This window comes from Caballeronia sp. AZ7_KS35 (assembly GCF_023631045.1).
GTDB lineage: Bacteria > Pseudomonadota > Gammaproteobacteria > Burkholderiales > Burkholderiaceae > Caballeronia > Caballeronia zhejiangensis.
The window spans coordinates 267,626-291,570 of the sequence record NZ_JALQDV010000032.1 but is presented as its reverse complement, the minus strand read 5'-3'; the positions used below and the strand labels follow the sequence as shown (position 1 = coordinate 291,570).

General features: G+C 64.1%; 23 protein-coding genes and 1 pseudogene. 12 read left to right on the top strand and 12 right to left on the bottom strand.

Features of this window, described 5'->3' with window-relative positions; genetic code table 11:
* Nucleotides 1–89: 89 nt before the first annotated feature.
* Nucleotides 90–1,652: an MFS transporter gene (locus tag NCT05_RS21125; protein WP_250503099.1), complete on the top strand. Its 1,563-nt coding sequence runs from the start codon at nt 90–92 to the stop codon at nt 1,650–1,652.
* A gap of 63 nt (nt 1,653–1,715) precedes the next feature.
* On the opposite strand, the gene NCT05_RS21120 is transcribed toward NCT05_RS21125, so the two are convergent.
* Together NCT05_RS21120 and NCT05_RS21115 are read right to left on the bottom strand one after the other, a co-directional pair.
* Nucleotides 1,716–2,639: a sterol desaturase family protein gene (locus NCT05_RS21120; RefSeq protein ID WP_250503098.1), complete on the bottom strand. Its 924-nt coding sequence runs from the start codon at nt 2,637–2,639 to the stop codon at nt 1,716–1,718.
* A 170-nt stretch (nt 2,640–2,809) separates the two neighbouring features.
* Nucleotides 2,810–4,975 (bottom strand): TonB-dependent siderophore receptor, encoded by a 2,166-nt coding sequence (locus NCT05_RS21115; protein ID WP_502800887.1) that lies wholly within the window; start codon nt 4,973–4,975, stop codon nt 2,810–2,812.
* A 257-nt stretch (nt 4,976–5,232) separates the two neighbouring features.
* On the opposite strand from NCT05_RS21115, the gene NCT05_RS21110 reads away from it, so the two are divergent.
* The 3 genes from NCT05_RS21110 to tatA all read left to right on the top strand — a co-directional run bounded on the left by NCT05_RS21110 (nt 5,233) and on the right by tatA (nt 9,346).
* On the top strand, nt 5,233–6,450 hold the full coding sequence (locus tag NCT05_RS21110) for a PepSY-associated TM helix domain-containing protein (protein ID WP_175979524.1): 1,218 nt from the start codon (nt 5,233–5,235) through the stop codon (nt 6,448–6,450).
* Nucleotides 6,451–6,691: 241 nt separating this feature from the next.
* Nucleotides 6,692–8,908, top strand: a complete 2,217-nt coding sequence (locus NCT05_RS21105) for a TonB-dependent receptor (RefSeq protein ID WP_250503097.1) — start codon at nt 6,692–6,694, stop codon at nt 8,906–8,908.
* 234 nt (nt 8,909–9,142) lie between these two features.
* On the top strand, nt 9,143–9,346 hold the full coding sequence (tatA, locus tag NCT05_RS21100; protein WP_008352869.1) for a Sec-independent protein translocase subunit TatA: 204 nt from the start codon (nt 9,143–9,145) through the stop codon (nt 9,344–9,346).
* Nucleotides 9,347–9,364: 18 nt separating this feature from the next.
* On the opposite strand, the gene NCT05_RS21095 is transcribed toward tatA, so the two are convergent.
* Together NCT05_RS21095 and NCT05_RS21090 are read right to left on the bottom strand one after the other, a co-directional pair.
* Nucleotides 9,365–10,663: an SUMF1/EgtB/PvdO family nonheme iron enzyme gene (locus NCT05_RS21095; protein ID WP_008352871.1), complete on the bottom strand. Its 1,299-nt coding sequence runs from the start codon at nt 10,661–10,663 to the stop codon at nt 9,365–9,367.
* Nucleotides 10,664–10,828: 165 nt separating this feature from the next.
* Nucleotides 10,829–11,548 carry a helix-turn-helix domain-containing protein gene (locus tag NCT05_RS21090; RefSeq protein ID WP_008352872.1) on the bottom strand — a complete coding sequence of 240 codons (720 nt, stop codon included), beginning with the start codon at nt 11,546–11,548 and terminating at the stop codon, nt 10,829–10,831.
* Between the two features lie 338 nt (nt 11,549–11,886).
* On the opposite strand from NCT05_RS21090, the gene NCT05_RS21085 reads away from it, so the two are divergent.
* The 5 genes and pseudogenes from NCT05_RS21085 to NCT05_RS21065 all read left to right on the top strand — a co-directional run bounded on the left by NCT05_RS21085 (nt 11,887) and on the right by NCT05_RS21065 (nt 17,629).
* The gene (locus NCT05_RS21085) at nt 11,887–13,416 is read left to right on the top strand and encodes an MFS transporter (protein ID WP_250503123.1); all 1,530 of its coding nucleotides are present in this window, start codon (nt 11,887–11,889) and stop codon (nt 13,414–13,416) included.
* Nucleotides 13,417–13,640: 224 nt separating this feature from the next.
* Nucleotides 13,641–15,218, top strand: coding sequence for an aldehyde dehydrogenase (NADP(+)) (locus NCT05_RS21080; RefSeq protein ID WP_250503096.1), 1,578 nt, complete (start codon nt 13,641–13,643; stop codon nt 15,216–15,218).
* Between the two features lie 136 nt (nt 15,219–15,354).
* On the top strand, nt 15,355–15,609 hold the full coding sequence (locus NCT05_RS21075; protein ID WP_250503095.1) for a helix-turn-helix domain-containing protein: 255 nt from the start codon (nt 15,355–15,357) through the stop codon (nt 15,607–15,609).
* Nucleotides 15,609–16,662 (top strand): annotated as a pseudogene (locus tag NCT05_RS21070) (HipA N-terminal domain-containing protein). The gene NCT05_RS21075 and the pseudogene NCT05_RS21070 overlap by 1 nt, the downstream one beginning before the upstream one ends.
* 28 nt (nt 16,663–16,690) lie before the next feature.
* Entirely contained in the window at nt 16,691–17,629 is a 939-nt protein-coding gene (locus tag NCT05_RS21065; RefSeq protein WP_250440726.1) for an SMP-30/gluconolactonase/LRE family protein, read from the top strand.
* Here NCT05_RS21065 and NCT05_RS21060 read toward each other — a convergent pair.
* The 3 genes from NCT05_RS21060 to NCT05_RS21050 form a co-directional block, all read right to left on the bottom strand.
* Nucleotides 17,626–18,051: a GNAT family N-acetyltransferase gene (locus NCT05_RS21060; RefSeq protein ID WP_034473104.1), complete on the bottom strand. Its 426-nt coding sequence runs from the start codon at nt 18,049–18,051 to the stop codon at nt 17,626–17,628. The genes NCT05_RS21065 and NCT05_RS21060 overlap by 4 nt on opposite strands.
* An 82-nt stretch (nt 18,052–18,133) precedes the next feature.
* Nucleotides 18,134–18,736, bottom strand: a complete 603-nt coding sequence (locus tag NCT05_RS21055) for a short chain dehydrogenase (protein WP_175979582.1) — start codon at nt 18,734–18,736, stop codon at nt 18,134–18,136.
* Between the two features lie 107 nt (nt 18,737–18,843).
* Nucleotides 18,844–19,296, bottom strand: a complete 453-nt coding sequence (locus NCT05_RS21050) for a hypothetical protein (RefSeq protein WP_175979520.1) — start codon at nt 19,294–19,296, stop codon at nt 18,844–18,846.
* 152 nt (nt 19,297–19,448) lie between these two features.
* On the opposite strand from NCT05_RS21050, the gene NCT05_RS21045 reads away from it, so the two are divergent.
* Nucleotides 19,449–19,601 (top strand): hypothetical protein, encoded by a 153-nt coding sequence (locus NCT05_RS21045; protein ID WP_008352886.1) that lies wholly within the window; start codon nt 19,449–19,451, stop codon nt 19,599–19,601.
* A 75-nt stretch (nt 19,602–19,676) separates the two neighbouring features.
* On the opposite strand, the gene NCT05_RS21040 is transcribed toward NCT05_RS21045, so the two are convergent.
* On the bottom strand, nt 19,677–20,291 hold the full coding sequence (locus NCT05_RS21040) for a DUF3005 domain-containing protein (protein ID WP_250503094.1): 615 nt from the start codon (nt 20,289–20,291) through the stop codon (nt 19,677–19,679).
* A gap of 286 nt (nt 20,292–20,577) precedes the next feature.
* On the opposite strand from NCT05_RS21040, the gene NCT05_RS21035 reads away from it, so the two are divergent.
* Nucleotides 20,578–20,811 (top strand): hypothetical protein, encoded by a 234-nt coding sequence (locus tag NCT05_RS21035; RefSeq protein ID WP_008352888.1) that lies wholly within the window; start codon nt 20,578–20,580, stop codon nt 20,809–20,811.
* A 111-nt stretch (nt 20,812–20,922) separates the two neighbouring features.
* On the top strand, nt 20,923–21,915 hold the full coding sequence (epsC, locus tag NCT05_RS21030; protein ID WP_239294389.1) for a serine O-acetyltransferase EpsC: 993 nt from the start codon (nt 20,923–20,925) through the stop codon (nt 21,913–21,915).
* 70 nt (nt 21,916–21,985) lie between these two features.
* Here epsC and folE read toward each other — a convergent pair whose 3' ends face one another.
* The 4 genes from folE to NCT05_RS21010 all read right to left on the bottom strand — a co-directional run bounded on the left by folE (nt 21,986) and on the right by NCT05_RS21010 (nt 23,893).
* A complete protein-coding gene (gene folE, locus NCT05_RS21025) occupies nt 21,986–22,636 on the bottom strand; it encodes a GTP cyclohydrolase I FolE (protein WP_008352890.1) in 651 nt (216 codons plus the stop codon).
* 91 nt (nt 22,637–22,727) lie between these two features.
* Nucleotides 22,728–22,931: a hypothetical protein gene (locus tag NCT05_RS21020; protein WP_008352891.1), complete on the bottom strand. Its 204-nt coding sequence runs from the start codon at nt 22,929–22,931 to the stop codon at nt 22,728–22,730.
* Between the two features lie 72 nt (nt 22,932–23,003).
* On the bottom strand, nt 23,004–23,447 hold the full coding sequence (locus NCT05_RS21015; protein ID WP_008352892.1) for a VOC family protein: 444 nt from the start codon (nt 23,445–23,447) through the stop codon (nt 23,004–23,006).
* Nucleotides 23,448–23,461: 14 nt separating this feature from the next.
* Nucleotides 23,462–23,893: a YybH family protein gene (locus NCT05_RS21010; protein ID WP_008352894.1), complete on the bottom strand. Its 432-nt coding sequence runs from the start codon at nt 23,891–23,893 to the stop codon at nt 23,462–23,464.
* Between the last annotated feature and the right edge of the window lie 52 nt (nt 23,894–23,945).

Sequence of the window (23,945 nt, the reverse complement as noted above, 5' to 3'; positions counted from 1 at the left end):
GCGCGCGAGCGTGCCAACCACGTCGCGGGCGTGAAAATGCAGAACCGGTTAGCCTCTTCTATCCGCGGATTCGTCGACCAGGAGCGCCATTGAACAACCCGCAACGCGTGCACGCCGTCGCCTCGCCCGCGAGTCCTTGCGACGAACTCGCGATCCGCGCGCAACCCGTCGCCGCCGATCAGCCGTGCCATCGCAAGCGCCTCGCGCTGTCCGCGACGATTCTCGGATCGAGCATGGCGTTCATCGACGGCTCGGTCGTCAACGTCGCGCTGCCGTCGATCCAGAGCGAGCTCGGCGCGAGCATTGCGGCGATGCAGTGGGTCGTCAACGCGTATCTGCTGTTTCTGGGCGCGCTCGTGCTGGTCGGCGGCGCGATGGGCGACAAGCTCGGACGGCGCAAGGTGTTCGTCGCGGGCGTCGCGATCTTCACGGTCGCGTCGGCGGCGTGCGGCTTCGCGCCGGGCACGGGCTGGCTGATCGCGGCGCGCGCATTGCAGGGCATCGGCGCGGCGCTGCTCGTGCCGGGCAGCCTTGCGATCATCGGCGCGATATTCGACGGCGAGGCGCGCGGGCGCGCGATCGGCACGTGGGCGGGCGTCGGCGCGATCACGTCGTCGGTCGGTCCGGCGGCGGGCGGCTGGCTCGTCGATGCAATTTCGTGGCGCGCGATTTTTTTCCTCAACGTGCCGCTCGCGGCCGCGACGATCGCGCTGGCGATGGCTTCCGTGCCCGACAGCCACGACGCCGACGCGCCGCCAACCCTCGACTGGCCCGGCGCGGCGAGCACGGCGGCGGGCCTCGCGATGCTGACCTACGGTCTCACGGAAGCGCCGTCGCGCGGTTTCGCCGATCCGCTCGTGCTCGGGATGATCGGCGCGGGCATCGTGCTGCTCGCCGCGTTCATCGCGATCGAAGCCAAATCGCGCGATCCGATGGTCCCGCTCGACATCTTCCGTTCGCGCGATTTCAGCGGCGCGAATATCGTCACGCTGCTGCTGTACTTCGGGCTCGGCGGCGTGCTGTTTTTCCTGCCGTACACGCTGATTCGCGCATACGGTTTCACCGCGACGGAAGCGGGCGCGGCGGTGTTGCCGATGCCGCTCATCATCGGTTTGCTGTCGCGTTTCACGGGCGGGCTGACGAGCCGCTTCGGCGCGCGTGCGCTCCTGATCGCCGGTCCGTGCGTGGCGGGTCTGGGCTTCGCGATGCTCGCGCTGCCGTTCGTCGCGGGCAGCTACTGGATGGGCTTTCTGCCAGCGCTCGTCGTGCTCGGGCTCGGCATGACGATCACCGTCGCGCCGCTGACGACGACCGTGATGGCATCGGCGGGAAGCGAGCGCGCGGGCATCGCGTCGGGCATCAACAACGCGGTCGCGCGCGTGGCGAGTCTGCTCGCGATCGCGGTGCTCGGCATCGTGTTCGTGTGGTCGCACGACGCGGCTTTGTCGGCGCGGCTCGATCGGCTGCATGTGCCGCGCGACAGCATGCGCGCGCTGGACGCCCAGCCGACGTCCGAAGCGTCATCGGCGCCGCTCGCCCGCGCGCAAGCCGATGCCATCGCCGATGCGTTGCGCGCCGTCGCCGCGCTCTCCGCCGCGTGCGCGTTTGCGGCGGCGGGCGCGGCGGCTGCGACGATCCAGCGCCGCAAATGAAAAAACCCGATGCCGGCGCTGAACCGGACATCGGGATTCGAAAGTACCGCTGCGAGGCTTTCGTTATCGGCCCGCGTGGGCCGGTTGTTGTTCGATCGACTTGGCGCGCTTCTGCAATTCTTCGGTGGTGTCGCCTTCGCCGTTCGGCAGCCAGCCCGGAGGACGCAGCAGGAAGCCGACCGCATCCGACACGCTCTTCGCGTTGTACATGTCCTTCGCGAGGCTGGCCCAGTGCTGCATCTCGACGACGATCGGGTTATGCGACGTCACCGGCGTCGTCAGGCCGTAGACACACGGCTCATCGGCGCGCTCTTCCACGTACGTTCCGAACAGGCGATCGAAGATCACGAGCACGCCGCCGAAGTTCGCATCGAGATATGTCGCGTTCGATGCATGGTGCACACGATGCGCCGACGGCGTGTTGAACACATATTCGAGCCAGCCGAGCTTCGGAATCCACGTTGCGTGCAGCCAGAACTGATAGAGGAGGTTGATCGACACGACCGCGAGCACCACGTCGGGCTTCACGCCGAACCACACGAGCGGAGTGAAAAAGATGGCCGAGCCCGCGATCTTGGTGGTCCAGCCCAACCGATACGCCGACGACAGCGTCAACTGGTTCGGCGAATGATGTACCGCGTGATTCGCCCAGAAGAAGCGGATCGTGTGCGACGCGCGGTGATACCAGTAGTAGCAGAACTCCTGTCCGATGAAGAGCAGGAACAGCGTGAGCGCCGTGTTCGTCGTGACCGTGTGGATGCGATGCTCCCACGCGAAGTTGAAGACGGGCGTCGCGAGCGAGAGCGGCAGGAACGCGAGGAGCTTGCGGCCGACGAGATCGACGAGCGAGATCCAGGTCTCGTGCCAGTCGAACGCCTTGTCGGTGCCCTTGTACTTGAAATGCAGGACGACGGCCTCGAGCAGCGACGCGGTGAGGACGATGCCCATCACGTACATCGAGATTTTTCCGAGCAGTTCCAGTTCCATGATTGTTCGCCTTGGTGGGTGGTTGCGAATGAACCCATTGTGGCGATCGGCCCGGTTAAAAACCACGCGCAAACTATTTCACGGAATGTCACGGCCCGCCCGCCAAGCCTTGCGGCACAAGGGGCGGGCCTCTCGGACCAGTTATTTCAAGGCATGTCGCGCGGCAAGGATCAGAATTCGACGCGCGCGTTGAGTGAGAGCGTGCGCGGCTCGCCCGGCTGGATGTAATCGGCGTACTGGAATTCCCAGTAACGGCGATTCGTCAGATTGTCGATGGCCGCGCGCAGCCCGACGTTATGTCCGGCGATGCGCGTCGTGTAGGTCGCGCCGAGGTTCATCACCAGATAGCCCGGCACCTTGATGTCGCCGGACGGACTGAGGCTCGTGTTGCCGGTGAACTTCGCATCGGCGCCGAGCGTCAGGCCCGGAACGACGGGCACCGCGTAATTCACGTGCGCCGCCGCGACGAATCCCGGCGCGCCCGCGACGCGATTGCCGTTGTTGGTCGAGCCTTTCTCGTAGTGCGTCGCGATCCACATCAGATCGGCGCCGACGGTCCAGTCCCGGCCGAGACGCACGTCCGCGCCCGCTTCGGCACCCTGAAAGATCGACTCGCCGTCCTCGACGAAGACGTTGTCGCTGTTGGCATACTGCGCGCCGCGCTCGATGCGGAACAACGCGGCCGTCGCGCTCCAGCGTGCGTTCTGGCTCTTCACGCCGACTTCGTATTGCTTGCTGCGCAGCGGCTTGAGCAATTGCCCGGCGTTCGCATAGGTGTCGCCGACGACGTTGCCCGCTTCGAGCGATTCGACATAGCTCGCATAGAGCGTCGTGCCCGGCGTGAGTTTGTACATCAGCGCGACGGTTGGCGTGAGCACGCCGTTTTGCGTGTACGTCGACGACGTGCTGCCGTCGAGGCCGTAACCGTGCTGCTCGTAGTTCGTGTAGCGCAGGCCGCCGAGCACGGACCAGCGCTCGGTCAGCGCGATCGTGTCGCTCGCGAACAGCGCCTTCTGCGTGACGTCGGCGGCGCGATAGGTGTAGAAGCCGGAGCTGTCGTAACGATTCACGTTCGGCTGATAGAGGTTGCCCGTGCCGAGCTGCGCATAGAAGGAGTTCGCGCCGTAGTCGGTCGTCTGCTTCTGGTAATCAGCGCCGAACACGAGCTGATGCCTGAGCGGTCCCGTCTTCACGAGACCTTCGGCCATCACGCGGAACGTGTTCAGCTGATGCCCTTCCTTGCCTTCGAAGCGATAGTCGTCGTAATCGCCTGCCTGATCGAGCAGATACCAAGTGCCTTCGTTGCGATAGCGCGTGCTCTTGCTGAAGCTGTACGTCGCCGAGAGCGTCCAGTCCGGGCTCAGGTTGTAATGCAGGCCGGCGGTGTAGATCTGCAGGTTGGTGTTCAGATGCTGATCGGGCGTCTGCAGCGTGCTGCTGCCGCCGGACAGCGTCGCCGGCAGCGACGTGCCGGTATATCGCGCGGTCGAAATCGCCGTCGTGATGCCGGACGCATGCCGCTCCTGATACAGCGCGCCGAAGGTCGCGGTGAGATCGCGGGTCAGGCGCGCGTCGGCGGCGAGCGAGAAGGAATCGCGCCGCACGTTGCCGTCGTTGTACGTCTTGCCTTCCTCGTGCGTCGCGTTGAAGCGGTAGCCGACCATGCTGTCCGGGCCGACGCGCCCGCCGAGATCCAGATGCTCGGTCCAGACCGACGTCGAGCGATAGCCGACATCGACGCTCGCGATCTGCCTGTCGGTCGCGGGCGGCTTTTTCGTCACGTAGTTCACGACGCCACCCGGCGCGCCGAAGCCGTACATAAAGCCCGACAGCCCTTTCAGCAGTTCGACGCTTTCGAGCTGCTCGTAAGGCATCGTGATGCCGTAGCCGTTGTACGGCTGGCCGTCGAGCCTGAAGCCGTTCTGCCAGTCGAGCTGCATGCCGCGCACGGTGATGTAGCTCGCCCACGCGTTGTACGGATTGCTGTTGTCCGACACGGAAGCGTCCTGCGCGAAGACGTCGCCGAGCTTGTTGGCCTGCCGGTCGGCGAGCTCCTCGCCGGTGACGATCGTCGTCGAGAAGGGCGTCTCCAGTTGCGTGCGCGAGCCGAGCGCGCCGCTCGACACGTCGTCGCGCAGATGCTGCAGCGTGTCCTGCGACGCGGTGACGGACACCGCCGGCAGCGACGCCTCGTGGGGTTGATCGGCGGCTTGCGCGCCGTCGCTGCCTTGCGCCATCGCGGACTGGCTCATCGCGAAGAGCAGCAGGGCGGCGAGGGTCGAAGGCCGCATCGTCGATGTGGCCGGGAATGCGCGCGAGCGCGTCGCTGATTTCATGGTCTGTCCGTCGTCGGTTGGAGTTGTTTTAAATGCGAATCGTTCGCATTATCGGGCGACGGCATTCTGCCCTGAACATCGCGAGCTTGTAAACTTTTGCTCCACTGTCGGCACGGATTCGTGACAAAAAATGGTAAGCAGCTTACGAGAAGCTTGTGTGGCCGATCAGTCGTCGATAGAATTGCGAACAATTCCTATTTACATCACGTCGAAAAGATGATCGCCGTCGCGCACGACTATCGCTCCGAGGAGCGGGCATGAGGCCGGTTCTGGTTCGCCTGCATCGCTGGCTCGGCGTCGCGACCGCGCTCTTTCTCTTCGTCTCGGGTCTGACCGGCGCGATCATCGCGTGGGATCACGAGATCGACGCGCTGCTGAATCCGTCGTTCTTCAACGCGCGCACCGATGCGCCCGCGCTTCCGCCGCTCGAACTCGCGCGGCGCGTCGAAGCGGCCGATCCGCGCGTCGAGGTGACGTACCTGCCGCTCGGCATCGAGCCGGGGCACACCGCGCAGATGATGGTGATGCCGCGCACGAATCCGGCGACGAACGCGCCGTTCGACGTGCCGTACAACCAGATCGCCGTCGATCCCGCGACGGGGCAGGTGCAGGCGCAGCGCATGTGGGGCGCGGTGTCGCTCGCGCGCATCGATCTGATGCCGTTCCTCTACAAGCTGCACTACACGCTGCATTTGCCGGTCGTCGGCGGCTTCGATATCGGCACGTGGCTCATCGGCATCGTGGGCATTCTCTGGTTCTTCGATAGCGGCATCGCGCTGATTCTGTCGTTTCCGAGCGTGAAGGCGTGGCGCAAGTCGTTCGCGTTCCGCGTGAAGCGCGGCGGCTACGCGCTGACGTTCGACCTGCATCGCTCCGGCGGCGTGTGGATCTGGGGCCTTCTGCTCGTCATGGCGCTCACCTCGATCTCGATGAATCTTTCCGAACCCGTGATGCGCCCGGTCGTATCGATGTTCTCGAAGCTTTCGCCTTCTTTCCTCGACAACCCCGAACTCGTGCGCGCCGGCCCGCCGGGCAAGGCGCCAGCGACGCGCGAGCAGATTCTGGAGATGGCCGCCCGCGACGCGAAACGCGAGAACCTGACCGAACCGCCGGGCGCGCTCTACTACGCGCCGATGTTCAAGGCTTACGGCGTCGGTTTCTTCGCGCCGGGGCACGATCACGGCGACGTTGGTCTCGGCAACGCCTGGCTGTACTACAACGCCCAGACGGGCGCGCTCGCGGGATCGACGATTCCGGGCCGCGGCTCGGCCGGCGACATCTTCATGCAGGCGCAGTTTCCGCTGCACTCGGGGCGCATCGTCGGCCTCGGCGGACGGATTCTCGTGAGCGCCGTGGGCATCGCGGTCGCGGTGCTCAGCGCGACGGGGCTCATCATCTGGTTCAGGAAGCGCGCGGCGCGCCGTCATTCGGCCGCCGTCGCCGATGCGCGGTCGGCACGTTCAATGACTTCGTAAATCCGAGGATCCTCGCATAAAGCGCGATTCAAAAGCCTGACGCGCGTCAGACGTTGCGTTACGACAAATCTCTCGTTATCGGAATGATAACGACTCTTATTTGCAATATAATGCGGCGCACAACGGCCTCGGGCTGCCGCGCGCTTGCGCGGCTTGCTTCGACGCTCAGAACAATGCCGCCCGGATTCCATTCGCGCCCCGGGACGGAAGACCGACCAACTTCGACGTTCCTCTCTGATTCATGCCCGTTTCCCGTGTTTCCACCTTGCAGGCCACGCCTGCGAAGGCGCTCGTCCGTCGCGCGTCGAGCGTAGCCATCGTCGCGGCTGTCGCGGCGGTGTTTTCCTTGTCCGCTCACGCGCAATCGTCCGGCGCAAGCAACGCTGAAGGCGCGAATTCGCCCGCCGAGAGCACGCTGCCCGCCGTCAAGGTTCAGGCGTCGAAGGAACAGTTGCCCGGCGATCTCGCGCCGACCTATGCTGGCGGCCAGGTCGCGCGCGGCGCGGATTTCGGGGTGCTCGGCCAGCAAAAGATGATCGACGTGCCGTTCAGCATGACGACGTACACGTCGAAGCTGATCGAGGACCAGCAGGCGCGCACGCTTTCGGACGTGCTCGCGAACGATCCGGCGGTGCGTACGGCGTTCGGCTTCGGCAACTTCTCCGAGGTGTACATCATTCGCGGGTTCGAGCTGCAAGGCGATGACGTCTCGCTCAACGGTCTCTACGGCATCACGCCGCGTCAGCTCGTCTCGACGGATGCGCTCGAACGCGTCGATGTGTTCAAGGGCGCGAACGCGTTTCTGAACGGCGCATCGCCGAACGGCTCGGCGGTGGGCGGCGGGCTGAATCTGCAACTCAAGCGCGCCGACGACAAGCCGCTCACGCGCGTGACGATCGATGGCGAGACGTCCGGTACGATCGGCGCGCATGTCGATGTCGGCCGCAGATTTGGCAGCGAAGGGCAGTTCGGCATCCGCGTGAATCAGGCGAATCACGACGGCGAGACGTCGATCGACAACGAACATCGGCGGGATAACACGACCGCCGTGGCGCTCGACTGGCGCGGCGACAAACTGCGTCTGTACGCCGATTTCCTGTATCAGCGCCAGCGCGTGAACGGCGGCCGCTCGACGGTCTACGACTACGCCAACTACATTCCCGAACCGCCGTCGGCGTCGTACAACTACGGGCAGTCGTGGACCTACAGTTCGATCGAAGACACGGTCGGCATCCTGCGCGCCGAATACGATTTCCTGCCCGGCTGGACGGCTTACGTGACGGGCGGCGCGCGTCATACGGACGAGCACGGCGAGTATTCGTCGCCGAGCATCAATACGACGGGCGTCACGCAATCGCGTCTCGGCGTGCCGCACAAGGAAGACGGCACTTCCGCCGAAGCCGGCGTGCGCGGTCACTTCAACACCGGCCCGGTGTCGCACTTCGTGACGGCGGGCGCGTCGATCGTGCGCGTCGATTCGAGGTCGGCGTACACGTACAGCGGCTCTTGGGCGTCGAGCATCTACGACACGCCGCAGGTTCCGTATCCGGCGACGATCGGGCAGGCGGGCAATCTCGCCGATCCGCAAACCACGTCGCTCAGCCTGCTGCGCAGCGTCTCGATCTCCGACACGCTCGGCTTCCTCAACGACCGCGTGCTGTTCACGGTCGGCGTGCGTCACCAGGACATCCACGCGAACAACTTCGACTACACGGGCGTTCAGACCGAGGCCTACAACGACTCGGTGACGACGCCGCTGTTCGGTCTCGTCGTGAAGCCGTGGCAGAACGTGTCGTTCTTCGCGAACCATAGCGAAGCGCTGACGATCGGCGAGGCGGCGCCGTCAACCGCGGTCAACACCGGGCAACTGCTGCCGCCGGAGAAGTCGAAGCAATGGGAAGTCGGCGCAAAGTATGACAACGGCCAGTACGGCGCGTCGATCGCGGCGTTCCAGATCGAAAAGCCGTTGACCTACACGAACACGTCGAACGTTTTTGTCTCGGACGGCACGCAGCGCCATCGCGGTATCGAGGCGTCGGTGTTCGGCGAGCCGGTGCGCGGCGTGCGCCTGATCGCGGGCGCGACGTATATCCACGCGACGCAATACGGTCTCGGCGACGCCTCCCTGGACGGCAATAAGCCGATCGGCGTGCCGACGTTCATGTTCAACGTGAACGCGGAGTACGACGTGCCGATGCTCAACGGCCTCACGCTGACGGCGCGCTGGATCTATACCGGGTCGCAGTATCTGAACACGACCAACACGCTGTCGATTCCGCACTGGAACCGCTTCGACCTCGGCGCGCGTTACGCGACCGTGATCTATGGCAAGCCGACGACGTTCCGCGCGAGCGTGCTCAACGTCGCGAACAAGTCGTATTGGGCTTCGACGATCGGCGGTTATCTGACGCAAGGCGCGCCGCGCACGGTGCTGCTGTCGGTGACAACGGATTTCTGATCGCGTCGATAGCAAGCGAAAAACGCCGCGCGCTCGTGAGGACGCGCGGCGTTTCCATTTTGGGGGCCGAGGCAATAAATACTCGGGAGCCGGCCGTTTACCGAGCGCAGTTCAAAACGGGGTCACATAAGTTGTTGATTTTTATGACAGAATACGCAAAGTGCGAGCGGGGCGTCGAGTAAATCTTGCGCATTCCGCCCGGTTTCAACGTTTATCTCTGTGAGGTTAGGTGATATGGGAAGTCTTAGCATCGGGCATTGGCTCATCGTCTTGGCTATCGTCGCGCTCGTTTTCGGCACCAAAAAGCTGCGTAGCGTCGGTTCCGATCTCGGCGGCGCGGTCAAGGCTTTCAAGGATGGCGTGGGCGAAAGCGCGACGCCGGCCGCCAATGCAACGGCGACCATCGACGTCCCGGCCAAGGATGTGACCGCACGATAAGTTGCGCGCGGTGATCGCTCAATCGATGTTCTTCACGCAGCGAAATCCCGCATAGACGTACTGGTAATGCCCCTGGAACCAGTTGCGGAAGCTCGGCCGCAACATGCACGCCGCCGTGCGGGCCGAGCCGCCCTTTATCACGAAATGCTTGCCGTCGAAGAAATTCGCCGAATAGCCGAGATAAAACGGAAACGGCTCGAAGCCGTTCAGCGGGCCGAATTCCGTCGACGTCCATTCCCAGCCGTTGCCGAATTGCCCTTCGACGCCGAACTCGCTGCGATTCTCCGGATGCGCCTGCACCGGCGCCGGGTCCCATCGGCGGAAATCGAAGTTGCCTTCCGCGACATGCGGCGCGCCCGATGCGGCGCGCTGCCATTGCGCCTCGGTCGGCAACGACTTGCCCGCCCAGCGCGCGTACGCCTTCGCTTCGGCGTAGCTCACGTAGACGGGCCAGTCGGGCGGCAGCGCGATTTCGTCGAACATCGTGCGTAGCTGCCATGCGTTCGCGTCGTCGCCGGGAATCCAGAACGCCGGGTGCGCGATGCGCTGCTCTTCCTTCCACGCCCAGTCGGCGTCGTCCCAGTAATCGCGATTCCAGTAACCGCCTGCATCGATGAAACGCAGATAGTCGCCGTTCGTGACCATATGGCGGTCTATCTCGAACGCGGGCACCTCGATGCGTTCCTCGCCGAACTCGTTGTCCCAGCCGAACAGGCCGCTTTCCCGCGTCAGCCCGAGCGTCGTGCTGCCCGCCGGCACGCGCACGCTTTCGTGCGACAGATCGCGATCCGACGAACGTTCCGAAAACGCATTCGATGGCGCGATTTTTCTATCGACCGGCAATTGATGCAGCATGTACGCGAGCGTTTCCGCGTGCATCAGCCGATGCTCGATCGCCACTTCGAGCAGCTTCGCGGGCGGCTCGTCTGCCGAAAGCGGCGCCGCGGCGATCCTGATCGGATCGAAATGCGCGTCGATCTCGGCGCGAACCGTGTCGCGATACGCGCGCACTTCGTCGAGCGAAGGCCAGTCGGACGGTTGATCGGTCGGCAGGCCGCCGTCCACCGGATCGATCCCGAAAGCGAAAAGCTGGTCGTAGGCGGGATTCGGGCTCGGCAGATCGAAGAGCCGCTGATCGAGCAGATTGCGGTCGAAGGCTTCGAGATGCCCGATATAGAAAACGATGCGATGCCGCTCGGCGATCGGCCTGTCGTAAAGGTGCTCGGGCTTGACGACATTGAAAAGCTCGTCGGTGACGCGGCGCGCTTCGGCGAGGCGCTCGAGCAGCGGATGACGCAGGGAAGGTTCGCGGTTCATGTCGCCCAATCTCCGTGGCTGGCCAGTGGCTTCGCAATCGACCAAATCGCGCGCCGTAGCGCGCGTCGGTCGAATCGAAAAGACTAAACCGTAGCGAAGCGCATGCCAACAGAAAAATAGGCGGCGATTATTCGGGCCGACGCAATAATCGCAGACGATGTCCCGTCAGACGGCGCGCAGCGCGTCGAAGTCGCGAATGCGGATGAACTTGCCCTGCGTCTCGATGAGGCCCGCCTTGTCGAAACGCGACAGGGTGCGGCTCACGGTTTCGAGCGTCATGCCGAGATAGCTGCCCATGTCGTCGCGCGTCATACGCAGCGTGAATTCCGACGACGCGTAACCGCGCTTCGACAGCCGCGACGAAAGATCGAGCAGCAGCCGCGCGACGCGCTCGTCGGCCCGCAGCATGCCGAGCCGCACGACGTGATTCGCCTCGCGGTTCACCGCGTGACTCATCATGCGATGCAGGCGCTTTTGCAGCGCGTCGGTTTCGCGGCACATGCGCTCGAAAAGCGAATACGGCACGACGCAGACGGAGCTGTCTTCGAGCGCGATCGCATCGCACGTATGCTCGCCTTCCTCGATGCCTTCGAAACCGAGCGCATCGCCCGCGAGCAGCAGCCCCGTCACCTGCTCGCGGCCGCCGTCGTGCGTGATGACCGTCTTGATCGACCCGGAGCGCACGGCGAACAGGGCATCGAAGCGGTCGCCCGCGCGAAAGAGCGCGTCGCCGCGCTTGACCTTGCGCGTCACCGAAATGATGTTCTCCAGCTTGGCGATGTCGTTCGCGCACAGGCCTTCGGGCATGCACAGATGACGCATCGCGCACGTGGAGCAGTGCGCCGAATTGCGGCGCGCACGGGAAAGTTCGGACACGACGGACATTTTGGGCTTCGTTTTGTTGATGAATGACAAAACGATTCTCCCATAGGGCAACCATTGGCCCGCGTGAAAAATTGACGCGGGCACGGCATCGGTCAAACTTTTTTACCTTACTGGGTTGCTTTTTTACCGAGATCGCCAATGGTCGACGGAATCAGCGCCGATGCTTTTTTGCGATAGGTCGATCTGGCGCAAGTCAGGCCGTACAATTCGTGGTTCTTCTACATCAGCGTCCGCTTAACAAACGGCGGCGCGATCTCTTTTTAGCACCTCTCCATCCCGCCCGCCCGACCGTGACTCAATCGCCGCCTGCTTTACCGTTCAGAACCGCTCTCTACGCGATGCTCGGCATCGGCCTCGTCAACATGCTCGTCGCGCTCGATCAGACGGTGGTCAGCACCGCGCTGCCGTCGATCGTGGCGGAGCTGCACGGCTTCGAGTTCTACGCGTGGATCGCGAGCGCGTATCTGCTGGCGTCGGTCGTGACGGTGCCGGTGTTCGGGCGGCTCGGCGACTACTTCGGCCGCAAGCGCTTCGTGATCGCCGCGGTGATTACGTTCACGGCCGCGTCGGTGCTGTGCGGCCTCGCGCCCAGCATGTTGTTCCTCGTGCTCGCGCGCGGGCTGCAGGGCGTCGGCGGCGGGATGATGGTCGGCACCGCGTTCGCGTCGATTCCCGATCTGTTCCCCGATCCGCGCGCCCGCGTGCGCTGGCAGGTCGTGCTCGCGGCGGCTTACGGCATCGGCACGGCGGCCGGGCCGTCGCTCGGCGGCTGGATGAGCCAGCACTGGGGCTGGCGCTCGACGTTTCTCGTCAATCTGCCGGTCGGCGCGGCGGCGCTGTATTTCATCTGGGCGCATCTGCCGAACCTGCATCGGCCGCGCGAGGGCGGCGTGAAGATCGACTGGACGGGCGCGGCGCTCGTCGCGCTGGTGCTCGGCGGCTTTCAGGCGCTGATCGAGGCGCTGCCGCAGGACGGGCTGACGGCCGCCAATGTCGCGCTCGGCATCGGCGTAGCGGTGTGCGCGGTGGCGCTCCTGATCTGCGAGCGGCGCGCGACGCATCCGATCATCCCGCTCGACATTTTCCGCGACGCGCAGATGAACACGCTCTTCACGCTCTCGTTTCTCGCGGGCTTCGTGATGTTCTCGCTGATCTTCTTCGCGCCGCTCCTGCTGCAAGGCGGCTTCGGCCTGTCGCCGCAGGCCGCGGGTCTGCTCGCGACGCCCATCGCCGCGTGCATCGCGCTCGGCAGCTTCATCAACACGCGCATCGTGATTCACATGAAGAAGCCGGTGAATATCCTGTCGATCGGCTTCACGCTGCTTTTGATCGCGTCGGTCGGACTCGCGTTCGCGCGCGAATCGACGCCGCACGTGTGGATCGAATTGCCGATGGCCGCGACCGGCATCGGCCTCGGCTTCATCCTCAACAACATGAATATCTTCGGGCAGGAGATCGCGGGCCGCGAGCGCTTCGGCATCACGACGGCGCTCCTGCAATCGACGCGCATGGTCGGCGGGATGATGGGCACGAGCATCGTCGGGACGATCGTCGCGCATCACTATGCGAGCGTCGTGGCGCGCACGGTGAGCGTGCTCGGGCCGTCGGTGTCGGCGCAGTGGCTGCCGCGGCTGTCGGATCCGCGCATTCTCGTCGATGAAGCGTTGCGCGAGCGCATCCTCGCCGAACTGGGCGCGGCCGGTCTCGACGGGCCCGCGCTCTTCGATGCCGCCCGCGACGCGCTCGTGCAGTCGATCCACATCGGCGTGCTGCTGACGGCCGTCGCCGCGCTCGTGGCGGCGCTGCTGGTGCGGCGCATCGCGCACATCACGTTCAGGAAGTCCGCGACGCCCGTCGCCAAAACCTGAGGCGCTTCCTTTCGCAAGTGGTGCGTCGCGCCTATAGTTTCTGGCGTCAACGCAAGACCGGTTTTCGCTTCGGCTTCGACCGCGCACCGCATTTGCTTCACCGCTCTCGATGACCACTCGCACGCCTCGCGCGGAACGCTTGCGCGGGGCGCGGGTCACTCGCTTTAGCGGGCGGCCGCGCCCAGCGCTCGCCGCCCATCGCCAACAAGAGATGAGGAGCTGAAATGAAGATCACCGGAGAAATGCTGATCGGGGCATCGGCCGTGCGGGGCACCGATGCCACGCTCCGCGCGTTCGACCCCGCGCGCAACGCCGATCTCGAACCCGAGTTCGGCGGCGGCGGCGCGGCGGAAGTGGCGCGCGCGTGCGAGCTGGCCGAAGCGGCGTTCGACGACTATCGCCACGCGCCGTTCGAAACGCGCGCGCAGTTTCTCGAAGCGATCGCGGACAACATCATCGCGCTCGGCGATACGCTGATCGAGCGCGCGATGGCCGAATCCGCGCTGCCGAAGGCGCGTCTCGAAGGCGAGCGCGCCCGCACGGTCGGGCAGTTGCGGCTCTTCGCATCGCTCGTGCGCGAGGGCCGCTGGCTCTCGGCGACGCTCGATTCCGCGCAGCCGGACAGAAAACCGCTGCCGCGATCCGACCTGCGTTTGCAAAAGATTCCGCTCGGCCCGGTCGCCGTGTTCGGCGCGAGCAATTTTCCGCTGGCGTTTTCGGTGGCGGGCGGCGATACCGCCTCGGCGTTCGCGGCGGGCTGTCCGGTGGTCGTGAAATCGCATCCGGCGCATCTCGGCACGTCCGAACTCGTCGGCCGCGCGGTGCAGAAGGCGGTCGCCGACAACGGCTTGCCCGAGGGCACGTTTTCGCTCGTCGTCGGCGCGGGCAATGCGATCGGCGAGGCGCTCGTCGCGCATCCGGCGATTCAGGCCGTCGGCTTTACCGGCTCGCGGCGCGGCGGGCTCGCGCTCGTCGATATCGCGGCGAAACGCCCGGTGCCGATTCCCGTCTTCGCCGAAATGAGCAGCGTGAACCCGGTTTTCGCGTTGCCGGGCGCGCTGGAAGCGCGCGGCGACACGCTGGCGGCGGCTTACATCGATTCGGTGACGCTCGGCGTCGGCCAGTTCTGCACGAATCCGGGCCTCGTGATCGCGCTGGAGGGGCCGGATCTCGACGACTTCATCGATCTTGCCGCCACCGCGATCATGAAGAAGGAAACGCAGACAATGCTCACCGCGCAGATCGCCGCGGCCTACGCGAGCGGGATCCAGGAACGCGACGCGTCCGGCGCGCGCAATATCGCGACCGGCGTGAAGGGCGACGCACCGAGCGGCGCGCTGCCGGTGCTGTATCGCGTGAATGCGGAGGAATTTCTGGCCAAGCCGCAACTGTCGGGCGAGATTTTCGGACCGACGTCGGTGATCGTCATTTGCCGCAACGAGGACGAGATGATCGCCGTCGCGCGCCATCTCGAAGGCCAACTCACCGCGACGCTGCTGATGGAAAAGGGCGACGTCGAGCTTGCGCGGCGCTTGTTGCCGGTGCTCGAGCGCAAGGCGGGCCGGATTCTCGCGAACGGTTTTCCGACGGGCGTCGAAGTGTCCTACGCGATGGTGCACGGCGGGCCGTTCCCGGCCACATCGGACAGCCGTTCCACGTCGGTCGGCGCGATGGCGATCGAGCGCTTCCTGCGCCCGGTGTGCTATCAGGATCTGCCGGCGGCGCTGTTGCCGGCTGCGCTGGCGGACGACAATCCATTGAACTTGTGGCGTCTGAGGGATGGAGAGCTGGGGCCGAACTGAGCGCCGGCATCGAATATCTGCGGGACGAATAAACGGTATTTATTCTTCTCGCAGATACTCGCTCTGATTTGTAGGTGACCGATTATCTGTGTGGCGAATAAACTGCTTTTATTTCGTCACACAGATAATTTGCGCCATGCAACAAGTTATCGTGACAGTCGCGCAGATGGGCCATGTGCTCGCGGCCGGCCGCAAGCAGGCCGGACTGACGCAGACGCAGGCGGCGGCGCGCCTCGGCATCAGCCAAAGCCGGCTTTCTACCCTGGAGCGCGATTCAAGCTCGCTGACGCTCGATCAACTCCTCGCGGTGTTCGGCGTCTACGGCCTCCAGTTGCTGGTGCAGGCCCGGCCCGACACGTCGCTGATCGAAGCAAACGAGGCCGACCGGTAATGGCCGGGCGTCGGCTTCATTCCCGCGCGTTGTCCGTATGGGCCAACGGAAAGCGCGTGGCAACGTGGAATCTGCCTACGCGCGGACCGGCGGAACTCATATACGACACCGAGTGGATTCGCTCGGACGAGGCACGTCCGCTCTCGCTGTCGCTGCCGATCGGTCTCGACGGCGCGCCGCTGAAAGGCGACGCCGTGCTCAACTACTTCGACAATCTTCTGCCCGACAGCGAGCCGATTCGCCGCCGCATCGCGCAGCGCTTCCAGACCGACAGCGCCGATGCGTTCGACTTGCTGCGGGCCATCGGTCGCGATTGTGTCGGTGCCGTGCAACTGCTTGCCGACGACGAAGCGCCGAAAGACATCGAAAGCATCGAAGGAACGCCGTTCAGCGACGATGACGTCGAAAGCCTGCTGAATCAGGTGGCCGGCGGCATGCCCTTGGGCACCGACCATGACGACGACTTCCGCATTTCGCTCGCGGGCGCGCAGGAAAAGACCGCGCTGCTGCGGCACGACGGACGATGGCTCAAGCCCCATGGCGCGACGCCGACGCGATCTCGCGCGCGTGCTGCAACAGTCGACCGAAGCGCGCCGTGACGTGCAAACGCTCGTGAGCGCGCAGATCCTGTTCTGGCTGCTGGCCGCGCCCGACGGTCACGCGAAGAACTTCAGCATTCATCTGGCGAGGGGCGGACAATACCGCCTCACGCCGCTCTATGACGTCATGTCGATCTGGCCAGTAGAAGGCGACGGCGCCAACCAATGGTCGTGGGACAAGGCGAAGCTGGCGATGGCCATCCCCGGTGCGAGCAGGCGCTACGCGTTTCGCGAGATCAAGCGCCGGCACTTCGACGCGATGGCGCAGAGATGCGGTTTCGGCGACAGCGCGGAGCCGATCATCCGGCACATCGTCGAACCCGCGCCGACGGTCATCGACGAAGTGACAGCGCAATTGCCCGGCGATTTTCCGCCTCGGGTCGCCGAGCGTATCTTCGATGGGCTGAACAGATCGATCGCCGAGTTGACCGGCGTGGCCGCCGGCGAACCGTGAAGACAACCCCCAACCGGAGACAAGAAAGATGACCCACCCCGACCGCCGCTATCCCGACCCCGCCGTGCGCGTGCTGGACCCGCGTTTCAATGCACTGCGCATCGCATCGGCGTCGGTGGAATGTCTGTATCAGGGCGCGCGCTGGTCCGAGGGGCCGGTCTGGTTCGGCGACGGCCGCTATCTGCTCTGGAGCGACATCCCGAATAATCGCATCCTGCGCTGGGACGAAGAGAGCGGCGAAGTCGGCGTGTTTCGCAAGCCGTCGAACAACGCGAACGGCAACACGCGCGATCGCGAAGGCCGGCTCGTAAGCTGCGAGCATCTGACGCGGCGCGTGACGCGCACCGAATACGACGGATCGATCACCGTCATCGCCGATCGCTACGCCGGCAAGCCGCTCAATTCGCCGAACGATGTCGTCGTGAAGTCGGACGGCTCGATCTGGTTCACCGATCCGACCTTCGGCATCGACGGTTTCTACGAAGGCGAAAAGAACGAGGCGCAACTGAAGCCCTGCGTCTATCGCGTCGATGGCCAGAGCGGCGAAATCACGATGATGATCGACGCCTTCGTGGGCCCGAACGGTCTCGCGTTCTCGCCGGACGAATCGGTGCTGTATGTGGTGGAATCGCGCGCGACGCCGCGCAAGATTTACGCGTTCGACGTGCTCGACGGCGGTCGCAGGCTAGGCGAGGCGCGCCCGCTCATCGATGCGGGCCCCGGCACCCCCGATGGCTTTCGCGTCGATATTCACGGCAACCTGTGGTGCGGCTGGGGCATGGGCGACGCCGAACTCGACGGCGTGCGCGTCTTCACGCCGCAAGGCGAAGCGATCGGCCACATCGACTTGCCCGAGCGTTGCGCGAACGTGTGTTTCGGCGGACGGCATCGCAACCGGTTGTTCATGGCGGCGAGTCACGGGCTCTATGCGCTTTACGTCAACACGCAGGGCGTGAAGGGCGGTTAAGCCTTGCCGATCTTCTCCATGATGCGCTCGGGATGCTGGCTCGCCGCGAAGCCGAAGCGCGCGTAGAGCCCGTGCGCGTCGGACGTGACGAGCATCATGCGGCGCAGTCCCTGAAGATCGGGATGCGCCATCACGCATTGGATCATCCATGTGCCGAGGCCCGCGCCTTGATGCTCGGGCAGCACGAACACATCCGCGAGATAGGCGAATGTCGTCGTGTCGGTAATCATGCGCGCATAGCCGATCTGCGCGTTGCCGTGAAAGAGCCCGAACGCGAGCGAATGACGCGCGGCGCGCTCGACCTTTTCTCGCGCGATGCCCGGCGACCAGTACGCCACTTCGCTCAAATAGCGATGCACGACATCGAAGTCGAATTCGTCGATGTCCGTGCTCAGCCGATAGCCGTCCCGGGTCCATTGCATCGCGCGCTCCATGAGTTTTTCGAAGCGCCGAGCATAAGCGATCGATGCGTCGCGCTCCATGCACACTTCGCGCGCGCAAGTGTCAGTGGACGGTATAGATGCGCCCCGTCTCCGCGCCCTCGACACTGCGGCTGTACGCCAGCGCCACGCGCGCGCCGCTCGCGGCCTCGAAACCGCGAAAATACGGGCCGAAGCTTTCGCGCGCCTCTTCGAGCATCGTCGGACTCACGACGTTGATGCGCAGGCCGCGGGGCAGTTCGATCGCCGCGCCGCGCACGAAGCCTTCGATCGCGCCGTTGACCGCCGCCGCGCTCGCGCCCTCGCGAATCGGCTCCGCGCCGACGATGCCGCTCGTCAACGTGAACGAGCCGCCGTCGTTCAGGTAATCGCGCGCGGTGAGCACGAGATTGACCTGGCCCATCAGCTTGTCGTTGAGACCGAGACGGAATTGCTCCGGCGTCATCTTCACGAGCGGGCCGAAGTGCACATGACCGGCGGTCGCGACGATCGCATCCACTTTGCCGATGGTTTCGAAGAGCTTTCTGATGCTGTCGAGATCGAGCAGATCGACGCGATGCGCCCCGCGCGTCGCACCGATTTCGATGACTTCGTGACGGGCTTTCAATTCGGCGACGACCGCCTGGCCGACCGTGCCGGTTGCACCAATGACAGCGATTTTCATGATCGGGCTCGCATGGATGACGTTGAAGGTGGTCATGCATTGTGCGAGCGGACGGACGCGCGAAAAAGCCGCGTCCGCTTCAAGGATTGCAAACCGCGAGTTTCGAATGGCTAGTGCGTCGCGAGGCGTCCTGGCATCGGCGAAAGAAGATAGAGCGACGCCGCGAACTTGCAGACGAGTCCGACGCCGCAGACGAACGCGGCCGCCGGAAAGATATGCCATTGCAGCGCAAGGGTCGGCGCGACGAGGGCGACGGACACGAATCCGAGCACGACGGTCAGCCAGCGCGCCCATTGCAGGCGTGATGCAACGCACACATAGAGCAGGCCGACGAGCACCCGCGACGCGACCATCGCGGCGAGCGGATGGCTCGACGCATCGCCTGGAAGCCCGATGGCGAGCGTCAATGCGAACTCGGCCCATGACAGCGCCCAGGCCGCGCCGAGACACGCGATCGCCGATGTAAAGCGCTGCTCGGGCGTAACGGCGTGGCGCGTAGCCGGTTCAAGTTGCGTGGTCTCTTCGGTCTCTTGCGTGTAACCGTCGTATGCGTGGGTCGTCATGTGGTTTCCCCTTTATCGACTCTCGTGCGCCGGCGATGTATGTTGCGCTGCGGCGCTTCGTTCGCCGTGTCCCTGAGCATACGCCGTGCCACGCTCAAGGAACGCGCGTTGCTTCGCATTACGTCGATTAGCAACGAGCAAAGGAGCAGACGATGGGCAATCTGAAGGAACAGAATCCGCATTCGGAACGTGACGACGAAGATCTCGACAAGGCAGTCGAAGACACGTTCCCCGCGAGCGATCCGCCTGCAACGGGCGGCGTGACGCGCATCGAAACCGATGACGAGAAGGAAGAAAAAAAGTAACGCGCGAAGCCCACGCAAGTAAAAAGAGCCGCATAGTCCATGCGGCTCTTTGCTTATGCGCGACGGCGGTCGTGCTCATTTCCGTTCGAGCTCGAAGAGCCGCGACGGACGCAGATGATTCAGCGCGTAGTGCTTGCGTCCGCGCAAGGTGTGGCCGTGCGGGTCGCGTCCTTCGAAACGCACCTTGTCTTCGACCTCGGGCACCGTCGGCGCGACCATGCCGCGATCGATCAGGCGATAGCCCCGCTCCAGCGCAAGCAACACGCCATTGCGGCCGGGACGGCTGTCGAAGCCGCCGAGACCATCGCCCGGTTCGGGTACAAAGTTCACGGTCGTCGCATTCGAAGTGATGACGGAATCCGGCTCGCGCGCGAGCATTTCCGCTTCGCGTCGCGCATGAATGCTCTTCGCGTCGGCATCGACGGTGTCGTCGAGTCCGTCGTCGTTGGCGACATCGACGCCGCGCGGCGGCTTCTCATAGAGACCTTGCGGGCCGATATGCATGCCTGCCTTCGTCGTCTCCGTCTTCGCACCGGCGCCCGCGCCCGCGTGCGCTTCGCCGCCCGCTGCGGCCTTGTTCGCATCGCTCATCTTCACGTGAGCGGTTTCCGCGCCGGGCGTCTTGATCGGACTGTCGGCGACCTGCTCCTTCTGCTTGTTCTGCGGATCGTTTGATTCAGCGTTGTTCATCGCATTGCTCCGTTGCAGTTGGACCTGAATTGACCAAGCCCTCACGCAAGACTCGTTCCGGATATTTGGCGACGGAACCGCGAGCCTTGCCGGAGAGCGCCTTCGGAGATACTTAAAATTTCAGCCCTTTTTCGACCCCAAGCCGATTTCCTGCAAGTATTATTTGGAACCTGTCGGCGGCAAAGCGCAATACGCGAAACTCGAGCAATCAGGAGGGCGCGTTACCTTGCCGTCGAAAAAGAGCAATGCGATTCGAACGAGCAGGGCACTTTCACACAGGTGACTCATGCAACACGATGCAGCCTTTTCACATCGAGGCTACCTTCTAAACTGCGCGCCCGCCCGGGCCGGAGATGGCAGCTACCAGCCGTACGTGGTGATCTCGCGATCGAGCGATGGCGAGCTCGTCGCGAACCGATTCTTTCCTTCGGAGCTGCGATTCCGCAACGAAGGCGAAGCCATCGCGCACGCGCGCGACTGGGCCGTGCGCTGGATCGACGCAAGCAACGTCACAGCCTGAGCGATGTTCCGCGCGAGCATCGGGGACGCGGGTGCGCGATCGGCCGGACGGCAGGCTTTCGCAAAACCGGTTACGCTTGTCGTTTAATCCGTCCCTCGCTTCTTGCCCGACATGCAGAACATGCCCACGTTCGGCGCAGTACCGCCGCTCGAAACATCCCGCGACACCGCGCTCGACACGCCTCAGGAATGGGGCCTCGCCCGCATCGTCGCGGACTTGCGCCAGTCGCGCGAAGAGCTTCATCGCACGCGGCATCCGCTCGGCATACGTGAACTGCCTTCACGCGAGGCCATCGTCGGGATCGTCAACGGCCTGCGCTCGGCGCTCTTTCCCACGCATTACGGCGCGCCCGATCTGACCGACGAAAGCGTCGACTACTATGTCGGGCAAACGCTCGAAACCAACTTGCGTCTGTTGCGCGAACAGATTCGCCGCGCGCTGCGCTTCCTGCCCGAACATCGCGATACGAGCGAAGCCGATCTCTCGGCGCAAGCCTTCGCGATCGCGCGCGAGTTCGGCGCGCAGTTGCCGCATATCCGCGCGCTGCTCGTGAGCGACATACAAGCTGCTTTCACCGGCGATCCGGCGGCGCAGCACATCACCGAGATTCTGCTGTGTTATCCGGGCGTCTGGGCGATGACGCATCATCGTCTCGCGCATGCGTTGCACAAGCTCGGCGTGCCCTTGCTCGCGCGCTTCATCAACGAGATCGCGCATTCGCTGACGGGCATCGACATTCACCCGGGCGCGACCATCGGGCCGAGCTTTTTCATCGATCACGGCACGGGCGTCGTGATCGGCGAGACGGCGGTGATCGGCCAGCATGTGCGCGTCTATCAAGCCGTGACGCTCGGCGCGAAGAGCTTTCCTTCGACGAGCGATGGCGCGCTCGTCAAAGGCAACGCACGGCATCCGATCGTGGAGGACGATGTCGTCATCTACGCGGGCGCGACGATTCTCGGCCGCGTGACCATCGGCAAAGGCTCGGTCATCGGCGGCAATGTGTGGCTCACGCATAGCGTGCCGCCGGGCAGCAACGTATCGCAGGGCAAGATTCGCGAAGGTTCGGGACCGGGCACGCCGGGCAACGGATTCGGCGCATGAAAAAAGGGCCGCGAGGCCCTTTTTGTTTGTTTGCGTTTGCGTTCGCGCGTGCGCTTTGCTTGCGGCGGCCTTACGTATTCGACACGCTGAACGCGTTCTGATTGCCGACGATGGCAAGAAACTCGCGACGCGTCGACGGATCGTCGCGGAATGAGCCGAGCATGCGCGAGGTGACCATCGACACGCCCGCCTTGTGCACGCCTCGCGTCGACATGCATTGATGCGCGGCTTCCAGAATGACACCGACGCCGAGCGGCTGCAGCACTTCGTTCAGCGTATCGGCGATCTGCGCGGTCATCTTCTCCTGAATCTGCAGACGCTTCGCGAAGGCGTCGACGAGACGCGCGAGCTTCGAAATGCCGACGACGCGTTTGTTCGGCAGATAAGCGACATGCGCGCGGCCGATGATCGGCACCATGTGGTGCTCGCAATAGCTCTCGAAACGAATGTCCTTCAGGACGATCATTTCGTCATAGCCTTGCACTTCCGAGAACGTGCGAGCGAGGATGTCATGCGGATTCTGCGTATAGCCCGCAAAAAACTCTTCATATGCGCGCACGACGCGGCCCGGTGTATCGAGCAGGCCTTCGCGGCGCGGATCGTCGCCCGCCCAGCGCAACAGAACACGGACAGCGGCTTCGGCTTCCTCGCGGGTCGGACGATCGGCTCCATCAGCAGGCATGTCCGAACCTGAAAGATTGTTTTTGCGCGGGGCGCTCATCGAAAGCTCCTATGAGTCAAGGTGCAAATAGTACATGCGATATTTTTGGCACCCCGCCATTGTTTCACGTTTCAGAAGGCCGATACGGATGTCAGGTCTTTCCCCCACCGTCGATGCCCGAACCCGTGCGCCACACCTGCTTGCCTTCTTCCGTCAGCACGCCGCTGCTATGGTCCTTGTTGGGCTCCGTGCCGGGTTCGGCCATGTTCCCGCCCGGCTGTTCCTGCGCTGTCTGCTTGTTGCCCTTGCGTTGCGCGATACGGTCTTCCTGAGAACGTCCGGCGTAGTTGCTCATGGTGCGCCTCCTTTCGAATTGATGCGATGAAAGGCGCGCAAGCCGCGTTCCAGCCGGACGGTCGTCGCATGCTTATTGCGGCTGACCTTCGACGCCGCCGAGCACCATCCAGTTGACGCCGAATTTGTCCGTCACCATGCCGAAGCGCTTGGCGAAGAAGGTTTGCGTCATCGGCATCTGCACCTGGCCGCCGTTCGATAGCGCGTTGAAGTATTTTTCCGCCTGCTGTTCGTCATCGGCCGTGAGCGAAAGCGATACGCCCTTGAACTCGGTGTTGCCGCTGCACATGCCGTCGGAGCCCATCACCATTGAATCGCCGATGGTGAATGCCGCATGCATGATCTTGTTTTCCGATCCCGACGGCACGCCGCAACCGCTCGCGGCTTCGGCCTTGCCGGCGTCGGGGTTTTCGCTGAAGCGCATCATCATGACGACTTGCGCGCCCAGGTTCTCGCGATAGAACGTGATCGCTTCCTCGCAGCGGCCTTCGAAAAACAGATAGGGTTGCACTTGCATGACTGCTCCTTGAGTTATGACGTTTCGTCAGGGTCCATATCCATCATGAGCGGCACCGATGCGTGCTCGTGCACGACACGCCAGTCGCCATCGATCTTTCTGAAGCACACGGTCGCGCGCACGATGTCCTCCTGTTCGCCCACGGCGACGCGGTTGACGGAGTGCGCGTAAGCCAGATCGCCGCTCGCGGCGACTTCCACTTCCCGCATTTCGAATGAGAGCGGGGCTTTCATGCTGTCGAACCAGCGCCGCCAGTTCTCGCGATAGTGCTCGATGCCCCTGATCGACGCGGGCGGCACGACGTCGAACACGACGACATCCGGCGCGTAGTGGCTGACGAGCGTATCGACGTCTTTCGCCAGCACTGCCTGCCGCCACGCCTCGATCATTTCGCGGATGCGCGCGATATCGTCATGCGGATCCGTACGATCATTTGTATTCGCCATGCGAACCTCCTTTCGCATACGATGCCGCCGCGTCGTGACAATGCAACGGCAA